Annotated in this window: 13 protein-coding genes; 4 read left to right on the top strand and 9 right to left on the bottom strand. The window is 66.5% G+C overall.

Translation table 11 applies throughout. The annotated features are described in order from the left end of the window. Positions 1-137: 137 nt before the first annotated feature. Both H3005_RS02655 and H3005_RS02650 read right to left on the bottom strand, forming a co-directional pair. Positions 138-2,561: an EAL domain-containing protein gene (locus tag H3005_RS02655; protein WP_191077526.1), complete on the bottom strand. Its 2,424-nt coding sequence runs from the start codon at positions 2,559-2,561 to the stop codon at positions 138-140. A gap of 189 nt (positions 2,562-2,750) precedes the next feature. Further along, positions 2,751-4,682 carry a DEAD/DEAH box helicase gene (locus H3005_RS02650; protein ID WP_191077525.1) on the bottom strand — a complete coding sequence of 644 codons (1,932 nt, stop codon included), beginning with the start codon at positions 4,680-4,682 and terminating at the stop codon, positions 2,751-2,753. Positions 4,683-4,952: 270 nt separating this feature from the next. On the opposite strand from H3005_RS02650, the gene H3005_RS02645 reads away from it, so the two are divergent. Then, a complete protein-coding gene (locus H3005_RS02645) occupies positions 4,953-5,174 on the top strand; it encodes an RNA-binding S4 domain-containing protein (protein WP_089239773.1) in 222 nt (73 codons plus the stop codon). Positions 5,175-5,189: 15 nt separating this feature from the next. Here H3005_RS02645 and ubiM read toward each other — a convergent pair whose 3' ends face one another. The 5 genes from ubiM to H3005_RS02620 form a co-directional block, all read right to left on the bottom strand. Next, positions 5,190-6,368: a 5-demethoxyubiquinol-8 5-hydroxylase UbiM gene (gene ubiM, locus H3005_RS02640; RefSeq protein WP_191077524.1), complete on the bottom strand. Its 1,179-nt coding sequence runs from the start codon at positions 6,366-6,368 to the stop codon at positions 5,190-5,192. Positions 6,369-6,448: 80 nt separating this feature from the next. After that, positions 6,449-6,838, bottom strand: a complete 390-nt coding sequence (locus H3005_RS02635) for an MAPEG family protein (RefSeq protein WP_100551990.1) — start codon at positions 6,836-6,838, stop codon at positions 6,449-6,451. A 217-nt stretch (positions 6,839-7,055) separates the two neighbouring features. After that, positions 7,056-7,454: an SMI1/KNR4 family protein gene (locus tag H3005_RS02630; RefSeq protein ID WP_191077523.1), complete on the bottom strand. Its 399-nt coding sequence runs from the start codon at positions 7,452-7,454 to the stop codon at positions 7,056-7,058. Between the two features lie 60 nt (positions 7,455-7,514). Beyond that, positions 7,515-8,060, bottom strand: a complete 546-nt coding sequence (locus H3005_RS02625; protein ID WP_191077522.1) for a DUF4019 domain-containing protein — start codon at positions 8,058-8,060, stop codon at positions 7,515-7,517. Between the two features lie 58 nt (positions 8,061-8,118). After that, positions 8,119-9,282, bottom strand: a complete 1,164-nt coding sequence (locus tag H3005_RS02620) for a hypothetical protein (RefSeq protein ID WP_191077521.1) — start codon at positions 9,280-9,282, stop codon at positions 8,119-8,121. Between the two features lie 476 nt (positions 9,283-9,758). Here H3005_RS02620 and H3005_RS02615 point away from each other — a divergent pair, with 476 nt between their 5' ends. From H3005_RS02615 to H3005_RS02605, 3 genes are all read left to right on the top strand, one after another. Continuing rightward, positions 9,759-11,237, top strand: coding sequence for a DNA-3-methyladenine glycosylase 2 (locus tag H3005_RS02615; protein WP_191077520.1), 1,479 nt, complete (start codon positions 9,759-9,761; stop codon positions 11,235-11,237). Further along, positions 11,234-11,725, top strand: coding sequence for a methylated-DNA--[protein]-cysteine S-methyltransferase (locus tag H3005_RS02610; protein WP_100551986.1), 492 nt, complete (start codon positions 11,234-11,236; stop codon positions 11,723-11,725). The genes H3005_RS02615 and H3005_RS02610 overlap by 4 nt, the downstream gene beginning before the upstream one ends. A gap of 358 nt (positions 11,726-12,083) precedes the next feature. After that, positions 12,084-13,343, top strand: a complete 1,260-nt coding sequence (locus H3005_RS02605; RefSeq protein ID WP_191077519.1) for an ectonucleotide pyrophosphatase/phosphodiesterase — start codon at positions 12,084-12,086, stop codon at positions 13,341-13,343. A 130-nt stretch (positions 13,344-13,473) separates the two neighbouring features. On the opposite strand, the gene H3005_RS02600 is transcribed toward H3005_RS02605, so the two are convergent. Together H3005_RS02600 and H3005_RS02595 are read right to left on the bottom strand one after the other, a co-directional pair. After that, positions 13,474-13,656, bottom strand: coding sequence for a 30S ribosomal protein THX (locus H3005_RS02600; RefSeq protein WP_100551984.1), 183 nt, complete (start codon positions 13,654-13,656; stop codon positions 13,474-13,476). A 110-nt stretch (positions 13,657-13,766) separates the two neighbouring features. Next, positions 13,767-14,180: a MerC domain-containing protein gene (locus H3005_RS02595; protein ID WP_025879338.1), complete on the bottom strand. Its 414-nt coding sequence runs from the start codon at positions 14,178-14,180 to the stop codon at positions 13,767-13,769. Positions 14,181-14,285: the final 105 nt, after the last annotated feature.

Raw genomic sequence — 14,285 nt, 5'->3', positions numbered from 1 at the left:
CCCACCCCGCCATCCCCCAGAACCCCCGCTGTTGCTGTTGCTGTTGCTGTTGCTGTTGCTGTTGCTGTTGCTGTTGAGGTTGCCGGCCAGCGGCCGGCACTACCGCGGGTGCCGGGCGCAGCCCGGCCGCAGCACCTTCAGCCGGCAGCCGATGGCCCCTGCGTGCCGGCCAACCGCATCGGCCGCAGGTCGGCCAGGGTCAGCCGTTCCAGTGGCTGGGGCCGTTCGATGGCATAGCCCTGCAGGCCCTGCACCCCCATCCCGGCCAGCGCCTCGGCCACTTCAATGGTCTCCACCCACTCGGCCACCACCTCCATCTGCAGTTCGCGGCCCAGCTCGCTGATCGCACGCACGCTGGCACGGCTGACCGGATCGGTATCCATGTCACGCACGAAGGCACCATCGATCTTCAGCATGTCCGCCGGCAGCTGCCGCAGATAGCCGAACGAGGACAGGCCCGAGCCGAAATCATCCAGCGCCACCCGGCATCCGCGCGCCTTGACCGCGTCGATGAAGGCTCGTGCCTGGCTCAGGTTGCCGATCGCCGCGGTTTCGGTGATCTCGAAGCAGAGCTTGGACGCCAGTGCGCGGTTGCGCTCCAGCAGGTCGCAGACGAACGCCAGGAATCCCGGCTCGGCGATCGACTGGGCCGACACATTGACGTTGCACAGGCCGAGCTGGCGTACGTGCGCCGGACACACCTGCAGGTGGCGGAACAGCAGGCCGAGCACGTGCCGGTCCAGCACCACCGCCATGCCGTAGCGCTCCACCGCCGGCATGAACTGGCCCGGCAGGTGCAGCACGCCGTCGCTGTCACGCATGCGCACCAGCACTTCGTAGTGCAGGTAGGACGGATCACCTACCTTGGCGATGCGCTGCGCATACAACAGCATGCGGTTCTCGGCCATGGCACGGCTGACCCGCTGCAGGCGTTCGGCTTCCAGCCGTCGTTCTTCCAGGGCCAGCCGGTTTTCGTTGAAGCAATGCACGCGGTTGCGGCCGGCCTGCTTGGCTGCATAGCAGGCACTGTCGGCGGCGCTCATCAACCAGTTCGCGTCCGGTGCCTCGGCCGTCACTTCGACCACGCCCACGCTGCAGCTCAGCTGCGGACTGCCTTCGCTGATCGGGAACGTGGCCTGGCCGAGGTTGCGGATCAACCGCTGCAATACGCGCTTGGCTTCATCCTGGTTGGCGCGGGCGAGGAACACCGCGAACTCATCCGCGCCCAGGCGGCCCACCCAGTCGCCATCACGCACCGCGCCGACCAGGTACTCGGCGAAGCTGCGCAGCATCTGGTCGCCGGCCGCGTGGCCGAAGCTGTCGTTGACCAGCTTGAAGTGATCCAGGTTGATGTAGCCCAGTGCGTGGGTTCCACCGTCGGAGCGGACCTGCAGCAGCGACTTCTCCAGCAGGCGCTCGATCTCGCGGCGATTGATCAGGCCGGTCAGTGGATCGTGGCTGGCATGGTGCTCGATCTCGCGTGCCAGGGCATGGTTCTGGCTGACATCCTCAACGATGGCGAACACCGACAGGCCACCGCTGGCGGTGCGCACGCCGGTACCACTCCAGCGTCCCCATACCAGGCTGCCATCACGACGCCGGAAGCGCAGTTCGCCCGGTCGCAGCTGGCGATCCCAGTCGATGCGGCCACCCCCATCGATGACCAGCTCGCCCTCCATCAGCAGATCAGCCAGCGACATCTGCAGCAGCACGTCGCGGCGATGGTCGAGGATGTCGGCCATCGCCTGGTTGGCCTCCACCACCCGGCCGCTGGCATCCAGCTTGAGCATGCCGACGTTGGCCTGGTAGAAGGCCGCCCGGAAGCGGCTCTCGTGCTCGGTCAGGTCCTTGCCGACCCGGCGGGCCAGGGCCACCGCCATCAGGCTGATCAGCAGGACCGACAGGCCGCCGACGGCCAGGGTTGCGATGCGCACCGCGCGGGCCATGCGCAGCAGCGCCTGCGAGAACGCCTGCGCCTGCGCGCGCAGCTGGTGGTCGATGCCACGCAGCCGGTGCAGATAGTCATCCACGGTCGCCTCGTCCAGCGGTCCCGAGCCATGGCGGCGTTGCAGTTCCTCCGACAACGCCTGCAGGGCCAGCAGGTCCGCGTCGGTCTGCCGCCACAACCACGTGGCCTCGCGGAAGGCACCAACATTGCGCGCATGGCGGAACGAGAAGATCAGCCGTGGAATGTCGGCGCGGGCGTTGCCCCCACGCAAAAAACCGGCCCGGGCTGTCGCCTCGTCCGGTTCGGATTGCTCCAGCGCCTTGCGAGCCTGCAGATCACCCAGCGGAACCTGCAATGCCCGTTGGGCATCCTGCAGATCCTGCAGGTGCCCACGAGCCAGGTAACGGCTGAGCGCTGCGGTGGCGTCCTGCTGCCCCCGCGACCAGTAGCCCTGCCCTGCGATCCACGCGGTCGATGCCGCCTGCAGCTCCTGGATCACGGCCGACAGCGCAACCAGTCCGATCGCCATGCCCGTCAACAGCGCAAATCGCAGCCCCAGCCCGCGGGTCATCGGTACCCGTCGGCGCTGTTGGTCCATGCCACTTCTACCCATCCTGGATCCCCCGAATGTGCTGCGGTGACAATCTCCTACGGAACCGGGCCAGCCTAGAACCGGGGATGTGTGGGCCATGCGAAACCGGGCCCGGCCGGTGATCGGCAGCGGTGGCCGGGCCGACCTGGACGTCCTGCAAACGACAACGCCAGCCCGGAGGCTGGCGTTGTTGATCTACTTCAGTGCGGCTTAGAAGCTGCGCGGACCGCGCGGCTTGTTGAAGCCATCACGACGCGGCGGACGGCTGTCGCGGTCGCCGCCGGGACCACCCGGACCACTGCGACGCGGAGCACCCGGGCCACCCGGACCGCCGCCCGGACCACGCTTGTCGAAGCGCGGCTTGAACGGACGCGGCGCCGGATTGACCTCTTCACCGGCCGCCAACGGGCGCATCTGCAGCTGCTGGCCGGACACCCACACCTTCTGCAGGTGGGTCAGCACGTCCGACGGCATCTGTGCCGGCAGATCCAGCAGCGAGAAGTCATCGTGGATGTCGATACGACCGATGAAGCGGCTTTCCAGGCCGGCTTCGTTGGCGATGGCACCGACGATGTTGGCCGGCTTCACGCCGTGCTGGTGGCCGACCGAGATGCGGTAGGTCTCCATGCCCTGCTCCGGTGCGCCGCGCGGCGGCACGTCACGGCGCGGACGCTGCTCGAAGCCACCCTCGGCATCGTCACGACGCGGACCACGCTCGAAGCGCGGGCCGCGCTCGTTGCGGTCGCCACGTTCCGGGCGCTCAGTGCGCTCGAAACGCTCACGCGGGGCACGTTCTTCGCGCGGGGCGCGCACCGGCGGCTGCAGCAGGAACGGGGTATCACCCTGCATCATCTTCGCCAGTGCGGCGGCCACTTCGATGGCCGGCACGTTCTGCTCGGATTCGAAACGCTCCAGCAGCTGGCGGTAGAAGTCCAGGCCGCCCTGGCCCAGCGTTTCGGTGATGCGCGAGGTGAACTTGTTGATGCGGTTGTCGTTGACCGCTTCCACGCTCGGCAGCTGCATTTCTTCGATCGGCTGACGGGTCGCACGCTCGATCTGGCGCAGCATGCCCTTCTCGCGCGGGGTAGCGAACAGGATCGCTTCACCGCTGCGGCCGGCACGGCCGGTACGGCCGATACGGTGCACGTAGCTTTCGGTGTCGTACGGGATGTCGTAGTTCAGCACGTGGCTGATGCGTTCCACGTCCAGGCCACGGGCGGCCACGTCGGTGGCGACCAGGATGTCCAGCTTGCCTTCCTTCAGCATGGCGATGGTGCGTTCACGCTGGGCCTGCTGCATGTCACCGTTGATGGCGGCAGCGGCCAGGCCACGGGCCTGCAGCTTGCTGGCCAGTTCCTCGGTGCCGGCCTTGGTGCGCGCGAAGACGATCATCGCGTCGAACGGCTCGACTTCCAGGATGCGGGTCAGCGCGTCCAGCTTGTGCATGCCGCTCACCCACCAGTAGCGCTGGCGGATGTTGGCCGAGGTGGTGGTCTTGGTCGCGATGGTGACCTCGACCGGGTCCTTCAGGTAGGTCTGCGCGATGCGACGGATGGCCGGCGGCATGGTCGCCGAGAACAGCGCCACCTGGCGCTTCTCCGGCAGCTTCTTCAGCACCGCTTCGACGTCGTCGATGAAGCCCATGCGCAGCATTTCATCGGCTTCGTCCAGCACCAGCGTCTTCAGCTCGGACAGGTCCAGCGTGCTGCGGTTCAGATGGTCGATGACGCGGCCGGGGGTACCGACCACGATGTGCACGCCGCGGCGCAGGGCCGTCAGCTGCTGGCCGTAAGGCTGGCCGCCGTACACCGGCAGCACGCGGAAGCCGGGGATCTTCGAGGAATAGGACTGGAACGCCTCGGCAACCTGGATGGCCAGCTCGCGGGTCGGGGCCAGCACCAGGGCCTGCGGCTTGATCTGCTGCAGGTCGATGTTGGACAGCACCGGCAGCGCGAAGGCTGCGGTCTTGCCGGTACCGGTCTGGGCCTGGCCCAGCACGTCGCGGCCTTCCAGCATCGCCGGGATGGTGGCGGCCTGGATCGGCGACGGCGTTTCGTAGCCGATGGCAGTGACAGCCTGCATGACAGAATCGGACAGGCCGAGCTGCGCGAACTGCAGCTGCGCTTGGGTTTCTTGGGACATGGGGAACTCCGAAGGCACTGCCACGAGCATGGCAGGCGAAAAAAAAGGGGGATTCCGCGCTTTGGGCGCCCTTCTTATCGCGTGCCCTGGCGCTGCTCGGTTGGAGCTGAGGTTTTACTCGCTCAGAGCGGAATGATACCGCACTGTTCCTGAACAAGGTGTACAGGAAACCACCGGCATGCCGTTACGGCCCGCCGTGGCGCACAATAGGCGCCCATTTTACCGCTGCGGGCCCTGTCCTGCAGCGCCTGCCCCAGGAAACCCCGTTCCATGCAGATCCTCGAATTCGACCTCGACGGCGACTACGTCGAACTCAAGCAGTTGCTCAAGCTGGCCGACCTGGTCACCAGCGGCGGCGAAGCCAAGATGGTCATCAGCGAAGGCCTGGTGCTGGTCGATGGCGAGGTCGAGCTGCGCAAGGCCTGCAAGATCCGCGCGGGCCAGGTGGTCGAGTTCAACGACAGCCAGATCCGGGTCCTGGCCGCCGTTTGAGTCACCGCGCGGCCGTCAGGCCACGCGCTGGGTCAGGTGGGCGGCAATCAGCTGCCGGAACGGCGCCACCCCCTGCGCTACCCGCAACCCCGCCACGCGCAACAGGCGTGCCGGCCGGCGGTCATCGGTATACAGGCTGGCAATCGCATTGGTCGCCTCATACAGCGGCCGCGCCGCCAGCCGATGTCCGCGCTGGTAGCTGCCGAGCATGCCGGCGGCGGCGATATCCGCGCCGCGCCGCTGCTGCTCGGCGATGCCCTGCGCCAACCGCTGCGCACTGGCCAGGCCCAGGTTGAATCCATGCGCGGTGACCGGGTGCATGCCCACCGCGGCATCACCGATCAATGCCGAACGTTCGCCGACGAAGCGCTGCGCATACACCCCGACCAGGGGATATGCCTGCGGCGTCGCCACCGGCTGCATGCGTCCCAGGCGGTGCTCGAAGAAGCCGCTGATGGCGTCCCCGAACGCGATCTCATCCATCGCCAGCAGTTCTTCGATCTGCCGCGGTGGCAGGGTGATCACCGCCGATGCCTGGCCTTCGTTGAGCGGCAGCAGTGCCATCGTGCGGCCATAGCCGAACCACTCCCACGCCGTGTGGTGATGATCGCGCTCGACCTGCATCCTGCAGACCAGCATCGATTTGCCGAAGTCACGCATCTGCGCACCGATGCCGAGCATGCGGCGGGTGCCGGAGAAGCGGCTGTCGGCGCACACCAGCAGGCGCGCGTGCAGTTCGCTGCCATCATCCAGGCGCACCACGTGGCCCTGGCTGTCGGCGCGCACCGCCTGCACTTTGCGGCCATCGAACAGCTCCAGCCCGTCCTGGCCCTGCACCGCCTGCCAGGCCGCGCGGCGGATCAGATGGTTGGGCACCAGCCAGCCCAGCGGCTGGCCATCGATCTGGCTGCTGGCGAAGGTCAGCGCGAATGGCGACCCGCCGTTCATCACCCGCGCGTCGCGCAGCTCGGCAATCTCGGTCTCGGGCAGGCGTTGCCACAGGCCAAGCTGTTCCAGGCTCTGCCGCGACGCATGGGTCAGGGCGATTTCACGGCCATCGAAGGCGGCATCGGCCAAGGCCTGGCGCGGCTGCGCTTCGACCAGTCCCACCTGCAAGCCAGTACCAGCCAGGGCGCGCGCAAAGCACAACCCGGCCGGTCCGGCGCCGACCACCACCACGTCCATCCTGCGCATGCGCGCCTCCTGCCGTTGATCCAGTCGCGGCCAGCATAGCGCCGCGTGCCTGACCGGCCTTGATCTGGATCAGCTGCACTTCACAGCAGCGCGCAGACCAGTGCCAGGATTGCCACGATCGATACCAGCCAGACCAGGCTGCGCACATAGGGAATGCCGGCCGCGTACAGCGGCAGGTACACCACACGCGCCCAGAAGTAGACCTGCGCGACCAAGGCAGTGGTATCGCTGCCACGCCCGGCCACCACCACCGCGATCGCAGCGGCAGCGAAGAACGGGAAGGTCTCGAAGAAGTTGGCTTGCGCCCGCTGCAGCCTGCCTGCCAGCGGGCTCAGCGGCTTGGACGAGTCGTCGCGTGCAGAGGCGTTCCATTTCATCCCGCGCTCGCGGGTGACCACGGTGGAGGCGGCGAAGATGTAGACGAAACCCAGCAGCATCGCCCACGCCAGCATTGTCAGTTCAGTTGCCATTTGCTCATCCACGGGGCGAAAGGTTGATCGGGGAATCCTTGATTACTTCGATTCATTACGCAGACTGCTGATAATTCGGTTCCAGTAGCGCACAGCCTCAAAGTGCTGCTGTCTCGTCAACCACATTTTATTCTCAGGACAGACTGGATCACCGCCAACGATAACGGGCTTGATCTCGAACAACTCCATGCCCCTAGGACGCGAATGCTGATTCAAGTCAATCATCCTGTTCTGCCAAATGAGCAAACAGATCGGGAATGTCCCTCGCTACCGAGATCGCATGCTGACGATCCATACCTATGAAAGGAACCCGAACCACCGGCATCGCCACATCCAATGTGTCAAACCCATATCCCTCGCCTCCGCCATTGGAGGCGAACAAAAATATTCCCGGAGCGTATATCTCGACCTCATATTCACGATTGAAATCGACTACTTCTTCCACTCTCCAGAAAATAATGTAGTTATCGCCAATGAATCCTTCACCACCATCGTGGGCCTTGAAGAATTCGATGCAACTTTCAGGAAGCGCGACTCCCACTCGCGCTGACAGACCATCGACAGCCGAAGCTGCAGCCGGACTATTAAGCTGCCCCTCGGTCAGATGATATTGCATCGTTGTTTTTCCACGCATCTCTGCAAATGGCTCCACCAATGAATTACCTGCTACCGATCCTCAGGGCGCCGACGCACGCAGGCTGTAACCGGCCAGGCGCCAGGTCTGGTCTTCATCGAAGCGGAACGACACCAGCTCGCGCACCGGCTGCGCGCTGTTGGCGAAGCGGGTCGGGAAGCTGACGTTGATGTACAGGCCTTCAGGCACGGCAGCGCCCGCAGCGTACTTGACCCGGGTGATGGTCGGCTGGCCACGGCCGGCCATCGCGCCCAGACGCGTGCGGTCCGCCGCAAGCTGGCTGACGAAGGCGGCCTTGGGCACGGCGCGGCGGGCGACAGCCGAGGCGCCGTCCCACAACTCACCCGCCCGATTGGCGTCGACCAGTTGCGCCGCCTTCAATGCAGCGCTGCCCATTTCCGCGTCCTGCTTCTGCACCTGCGCCTGCTGGGCAGCACTCAGCACCGGCGTGGCAGCCGTCGCCGGTTTCGCGGCGGTCGGGGCGCTCGCCGCGGGGCGCGCCGGGGCCGGTGCGGGTGTGGTCGGTGCAGGCGCTTGCGCCAGTGCAACCGCGGGCAACAGGGACAGCAGCAGGAGCACGCGCTTCATGGACACCGCCGGTTCGATGGAAAGAACCGCAGTCTACGCCAGCGCGGTGAGTGGCCCGTCAGCGCGCCTGGACGCTGCCTTCCACCGCGCCAGCGTCGGCCTGCGCCGCCGGTGCAGCGGACGTCGCCGGCAGCTGCTCGGCCACAGGCGGCTGCTCCGGTGGCGCCGGCGGCAGCGTGGCCACGTCGATCTCCGACAGCGGGCTTTCCTCCGGGCACACCGGATCGGGGAAGCCGAAGCGCTGTTTCAGCGACTGGCCACAGCTGTTGATCGATTCCATGTCGGCGCCGTCGCGCTTGCACTGCTGGTCGAAGGCCACCAGGAACGCATCCTTGCGTTGCACGAAGTCATCGCCGCAGGCGCGCATCTGCTTGATCCGCTCAAGGTCATCCTGCACCGCGTTGGTTCCGTCCAGGCCGTACTGGCGAAGCTCTTCGGCCGTCAGCAGGCGCAGGCTGCGGTTGGGCACGGTCATCATCAGGTCGGCCACGCCCACCGCCACGCCATTGCGCTGCAGGTAGTCCTTCACGTTGTCATAGACCTCGTGCAGCTCGCGGTTGAGTTCCGCGCGCGAAGTGGCCTTGGAACTGATGCGCATCATGCGGTGGATGCCGACCTTGCCGGTCAGCAGGCGGTTGTCACCGGCAGCCAGTACGAATACGCAGGCACTGTGGCAGATCGAGCCCTCGCGCACCCAGATGGTCCAGCCGGATTCACCGATGCTGTCACCGGCAACGATCGCCGATTCCACCTGGCCGCCACTGGAATCCAGATCGAGGATGCGCTTGTGGATCTGCAGTTCGTCGGCAACCACGGCCAGCCGCCACATCATCTCGGCAAACCCAGGATTGATCTTGCCGTTGTAGCGCACGCGCAGCAGGCCACGCTCGGCACACGGCGCCAGGGCCTGCTTCAGCTGTTCGCGCTGCAGCCCTTCCAGTTCGAGGCCATCGCCGCCTTCGCCGGCGTAGTCGGTGCTGCAGCTGATCCACGCCTTGCCATTGTCCAGCTGGGTCTGCGGCCAGGGCCGATCGGCACTGCTGCGTGCCTGTGCCGGCGGCGGCGGCGCATCGGCGGCATTGATCGACACCATGTTCTCGCCATCGCTGGCCGGGGCACGCGTGGCCTTGTCGGCGGCAGTGACGTTGCCGGGGTTCTCCAACTGACTGCAGCCCGCCAGGGCCAGGCACAACAGGGGCAACCAGCGGAGTTTGGCGGACATCGGGCAACCGGATTTCGGACAGGTAAGAACCACAGTCTACCTGCCCATGCCGCGCATTCAGCGCGCGCCACTGAACCTGCTCTGACCCTCAGCCCCTGTCATTTCCCGTTCCAGTGTCTTCCACCTTCCCATCCACGCATGGCGTGGATCTACGCGTCGACCAAGGTCGACACCTACCAGCAGCACAGAACGCCGTTCCAACAGATCGCGGCCAACTGTCGAAGGCGGGGTGGCTCCGGTTGCGGGGGTGTCCGCGGCATGGATGCCGCGGCCAAGCCCCCATGGACGGGTTTACGGCGTCCCCCGCAACCGGACCCACCCCGCCATCCCACGGAATGCAGGTTTTTGACGTTGCTGTTGCTGTTGACGTCGCCGTTGCCCCCCCGCGGGTGCCGGGCGCAGCCCGGCCGACCTCCCCCAGCATCCATGTCCGAATATGGCGAGTACTGTCCCCCGGACACGCCTAGACTGGCGCCATGGATACCGCACTCGCCCTCGACACAGCCGCCTGCGACCGCGCCCGCCTGGCCCGTGATGCGCGCTTCGACGGCGTGTTCTTCACCGCCGTGCGCAGCACCGGCATCTACTGCCGGCCGGTGTGCCCGGCGCCGCCACCGAAGCCGCGCAACATCACCTATTACCCCACGGCTGCTGCCGCCGCTTCGGCCGGCTATCGTCCCTGCCTGCGTTGCCGCCCCGAACTGGCCCCGCTGGCACAACAGGCACTGGCCGGGCAGGCCGTGCAGCGTGCCCTGGCCCTGATCCATGCAGGCTTCCTGCAGGACCAGCCGGTGGCCGACCTGGCAGGAAAGATCGGCCTCAGCGCACGCCAACTGCAACGCCTGTTCGTCGAACGGCTGGGCGCAACGCCAGGGCAGATCCACGCGACCCATCGCCTGCTGCTGGCCAAGCAGCTGCTGACCGAAACCACGCTGCCGGTGACCGACGTGGCGCTGGCCGCCGGTTACAACAGCCTGCGCCGCTTCAATACGGCCTTCCTGCAGGGCTGCGGCATGGCGCCTACCGTGCTGCGCCGCCAGCACCATCCACTGGCCGCCGACGATGGCGGGCTGGTATTGCGCCTGGGCTATCGACCGCCGCTGGATTTCCCGCGGATGCTGTCGTTCCTGCGCAAGCGCAGCCTGCCCGGCATCGAGCTGATCGGTGAAGACAGTTATCAGCGCGTACTGGGCACAGCCGAGCGCCCCACCCTGCTGCGGGTCACCGCCGATCCGAAGCGGCCCGAGCTGCGCCTGCAGCTGGGCGCGGTCGACCCGCGCCTGATTCCGGACATCGTCCGCCGCGTGCGTCGCGTGTTCGACCTGGATGCCGACCTGCAGCAGGTGCACGCAGCACTGGGCAATGAACCCCTGCTGGCACGAGGCATCGACGAGCGCCCCGGCCTGCGCGTACCGGGCGGCTGGGATGGCTTCGAGGTGGGCGTACGCGCGGTGCTCGGCCAGCAGGTAAGCGTGGCGGCGGCAACCACGTTCGCGCGGCGGCTGGTCGATGCCTACGGTGCGCACCTGCCCGGCATGCCGTCTGAATTCGACCGTCAATTTCCGGCGCCGGACGTGCTTGCCGAAGCCCCACTGGAATCGATCGGTCTGCCACGCAGCCGCGCCGCTACCGTGCGCGCCCTCGCCGCGGCCTGCGCCAGCGGCCAGCTCGACTTCGGGCCAGGCCAGGCACTGGAAGATTTCGTCGCCCGGTGCGTGGCACTGCCCGGGATCGGCCCGTGGACGGCGCAGTACATTGCCCTGCGCGGGCTCGGCCAGCCTGATGCCTTCCCCGCCGGTGATCTGGTGCTGCAGCAGGTGCTGGGCCACGCACAGGGCCAGCGCCTCAGCGAACGCGCCACCGAAGCGCGTTCGCAATCGTGGCGCCCATGGCGCGCCTATGCCGTGCTGCATCTGTGGCACCTGTCCGGCACTTTCGTTGGAGAACCCTCATGAACCTGTTGTTCGATCGCTTCGATACACCGATCGGTGAACTCACCATCGCCGGAGATGACAATGGCCTGGCCCACGTTCTGTTCCCGGAAAACCGCCATCCTGCGCGCGGTCGCGAGCACTGGCATTACGCGCCGGGTGCATTGCCGGAGGCGCGCGAACAGTTGCTGCAGTACCTGCATGGTGAGCGCAGTGATTTCGACCTGGTGCTGGCACCGCATGGCACGCCGTTCCAGCTGCGCGTGTGGCATGCGCTGGCGTTGATTCCCTTCGGCCAGACCTGGAGCTACCTGCAGTTGGCGCAGCAGCTGGGCCAGCCCACCGCGACCCGTGCGGTTGGCGCAGCCAATGGCCGCAATCCGCTGCCGATCGTGCTGCCCTGCCATCGCGTGATCGGCAGCAACGGTACGTTGACGGGCTTTGGTGGCGGCCTGGAAACCAAGGCGGCATTGCTGCGGCTGGAGCAGCGGCAGGCGCCGTTGTTTGCATGAGGGTTGGAGGCAGGGCTGCGCCCTGCACCCGCCGAGGCCGGAGCAACAGCAACCGCCGAAGCAACAGCCGGCTCTGGATTGCCTGAGGGTTGGTGGGATGGATCGGGTATGCAGGACACGCCGTAAACCCGTCCGTGGGGGCTCGATGGCGCCATCCATGGCGCCAACGGTCCTGCATACCCGATCCATCCCTCCCCTGACAGGTTCCCGGTGACGGTAGATCCACGCCATGCGTGGATGGAAGCATCCGCAATCTGTCTGCCTACAGGCGCGGGGAACAGGAAGAATGCGTGGACACGCGCCGCCCAAGGGCGCCACGTGTCTTTGGCACGTCATCGCTGCGGATTATCATGGGCGGATGACATCCGTACGCCTGACCTGCACGCTGGCGCTGCTGCTGCCCCTGGCCGCCTGCACCACCACGCCTTCGCCTTCGACAATCGCTGCGGCAAGCGGCTCGAATGCGACCCCGGCCACGCCGCCGAAGCTGCTGCTGATCTCCATCGATGGCCTGCGCGCCGATGCGCTGGATCGCGGCCTCACCCCGAACCTGCAGCGGGTCATCGACGGTGGCGTGCGTGCGCGCTGGATGACGCCTTCCTATCCGTCACTCACCTTCCCCAATCACTACACGCTGGTCACCGGCCTGCGCCCGGACCACCACGGCATCATCAACAACAGCATGGACGACGCTGCGTTGGGGCGCTTCGCGCTGCACGACCGCACCGCGGTGACCAACAGCGGATGGTGGGGCGGCGAACCGATCTGGGTGGGTGCCGAGAAAGTCGGTGTGCGCACCGCCACCACTTCATGGCCAGGCAGCGAAGCCGAGATCCAAGGCACGCGCCCCAGCCAGTGGCGCATCTACAACGCCAAGGAGCCCCTGCAACAGCGTGCGCAGACCGTGCTCGACTGGCTGTCGCAGACCGATGCCGATGCCCCACGCCTGACCACGCTGTACATGGAGCACGTGGACAAGGCCGGCCACAACTTTGGGCCGGAATCCAGGCAATACACCGATGCGATCGTGCAGGCCGACCGGATCGTCGGCCAGGTGCTCGATGGCCTGCAGCAGCACGGCCTGACCGATACCACCAACGTGATCGTGGTCTCCGACCATGGCATGGCGTCGGTGCCGGAGGGCCAGGTGACCGCCCTCGAATCGATGGTTGATCCCAGCATCGCGCGCAACGTCAGCCCGGGCCAGTCGGTCGGCTTCGCGCCGGTGGCGGGACATGAGGCAGAGGCCGAGCGCGCCCTGCTCGGCCGTCACGCACACTACGAATGCTGGAAGAAGGAAAACCTGCCGGCGCGCTGGCACTACGGCACCCATCCGCGCGTGCCGGCAATCGTCTGCCAGATGGATGAGGGCTGGGACGCGCTGACACGCGAGAAGATCGCCAAGCGCGAGCATGCCGATCGCGGCTCGCATGGCTACGACAACGCGTTGCCGTCGATGCGCGCGGTGTTCGTGGCCCGTGGCCCTTCATTCCGGCAAGGCCTGGTGATCGACGGTTTCGACAACGTCGATCTCTATCCGCTGCTGGCGCACCTGCTGCAGGTGCCGGAAGCGGCGAACGATGGCAATCCGGAAACGCTGAAGCAGACCCTGCGTTGAATACGTTGTAGAGCCGAGCCCATGCTCGGCTGCATTGCGCCAGCCGAGCCTGGGCTCGGCTCTACAAAAATGAGCAAAAAAAAACGCGGCGCCGAGCGCCGCGTTTTCTTTGGACCGGTCGGTCGGCGGATCAGCCGGCCTTGGCCACTGCCTTCTTGGCCACAGCCTTCTTCGCCGGAGCCTTGGCCACGGTCTTCTTGGCAACCGGGGCGGCGGTGCCTACAGCGACCTTGCTCGCGGTGTGCGAACGGGCGTTGCCGTAGCTGGCGTTGTAGCGCTTGCCCTTGGCGGTCTTGCGGTCACCCTTACCCATGTCATCAACTCCTCAAGTATGAAATCTGGTTACCCCGTTCTGACACGGGTTTGGCGGGACCGTCTTGCTGGACGCCCCCGCGCACGATCGGAAATCCTAGCACGCCGGGCCTAGTGCGCGCAGCTTGCGTCGTGCACGTGCCCGTGATTCAGGCGCAGATTGACCAGATGCGCGATGCCGACCAGCAGCCCGCCCAGCGTCATCACCACTGCGTGCGGCACCGCGTTGTGGTGCAGCGGGTCGTACAGCACACCGGCCCACAAAGCGACCAGGCCGGGAATCAGGAACGCCAGCGCACGCAGCGCGCCGTGGCGCCGATAGCCCCAGACCAGGCTGAACAAGCCCAGCAGGGTCACGAACACCACCAGCGCTTTTTCCACGCCATCACTGAGCCAGAAAGACAGGCCCAGCGAGGGCGCCGCTGCCAGCAGCAGCGGAATCACCGCGCAATGCACCGCGCACAGCATCGAACCGGTGGCGCCGAAGCGATCGAGCAGGTGGCGCAGGCGTGAGGGCAAAGGCATGACTTCCAGCAGGGCGGCGAATCGTTATGGAATAATATAACATCGATCCCCGACCCGCACGGTTTCCCTCCCCCTGTCCCGCCGACGGGATTCGTGCGCCACCCG

The sequence above is a fragment of the Stenotrophomonas sp. Br8 genome (assembly GCF_014763005.1).
In the GTDB taxonomy this organism is placed as follows: domain Bacteria; phylum Pseudomonadota; class Gammaproteobacteria; order Xanthomonadales; family Xanthomonadaceae; genus Stenotrophomonas; species Stenotrophomonas lactitubi.
Note: the sequence above shows the minus strand (reverse complement) of the source record. Positions and strands in the feature narration are given on the sequence as shown.

Excerpts from the sequence above, each read along its gene's own strand:
- H3005_RS02655 (WP_191077526.1), bottom strand. The coding sequence starts at position 2,561 with ATGGGTAGAAGTGGCATGGACCAACAGCGCCGACGGGTACCGATGACC.
- H3005_RS02650 (WP_191077525.1), bottom strand. The coding sequence starts at position 4,682 with ATGTCCCAAGAAACCCAAGCGCAGCTGCAGTTCGCGCAGCTCGGCCTG.
- H3005_RS02645 (WP_089239773.1), top strand. The coding sequence starts at position 4,953 with ATGCAGATCCTCGAATTCGACCTCGACGGCGACTACGTCGAACTCAAG.
- ubiM (WP_191077524.1), bottom strand. The coding sequence starts at position 6,368 with ATGCGCAGGATGGACGTGGTGGTGGTCGGCGCCGGACCGGCCGGGTTG.
- H3005_RS02635 (WP_100551990.1), bottom strand. The coding sequence starts at position 6,838 with ATGGCAACTGAACTGACAATGCTGGCGTGGGCGATGCTGCTGGGTTTC.
- H3005_RS02630 (WP_191077523.1), bottom strand. The coding sequence starts at position 7,454 with ATGCAATATCATCTGACCGAGGGGCAGCTTAATAGTCCGGCTGCAGCT.
- H3005_RS02625 (WP_191077522.1), bottom strand. The coding sequence starts at position 8,060 with ATGAAGCGCGTGCTCCTGCTGCTGTCCCTGTTGCCCGCGGTTGCACTG.
- H3005_RS02620 (WP_191077521.1), bottom strand. The coding sequence starts at position 9,282 with ATGTCCGCCAAACTCCGCTGGTTGCCCCTGTTGTGCCTGGCCCTGGCG.
- H3005_RS02615 (WP_191077520.1), top strand. The coding sequence starts at position 9,759 with ATGGATACCGCACTCGCCCTCGACACAGCCGCCTGCGACCGCGCCCGC.
- H3005_RS02610 (WP_100551986.1), top strand. The coding sequence starts at position 11,234 with ATGAACCTGTTGTTCGATCGCTTCGATACACCGATCGGTGAACTCACC.
- H3005_RS02605 (WP_191077519.1), top strand. The coding sequence starts at position 12,084 with ATGACATCCGTACGCCTGACCTGCACGCTGGCGCTGCTGCTGCCCCTG.
- H3005_RS02600 (WP_100551984.1), bottom strand. The coding sequence starts at position 13,656 with ATGGGTAAGGGTGACCGCAAGACCGCCAAGGGCAAGCGCTACAACGCC.
- H3005_RS02595 (WP_025879338.1), bottom strand. The coding sequence starts at position 14,180 with ATGCCTTTGCCCTCACGCCTGCGCCACCTGCTCGATCGCTTCGGCGCC.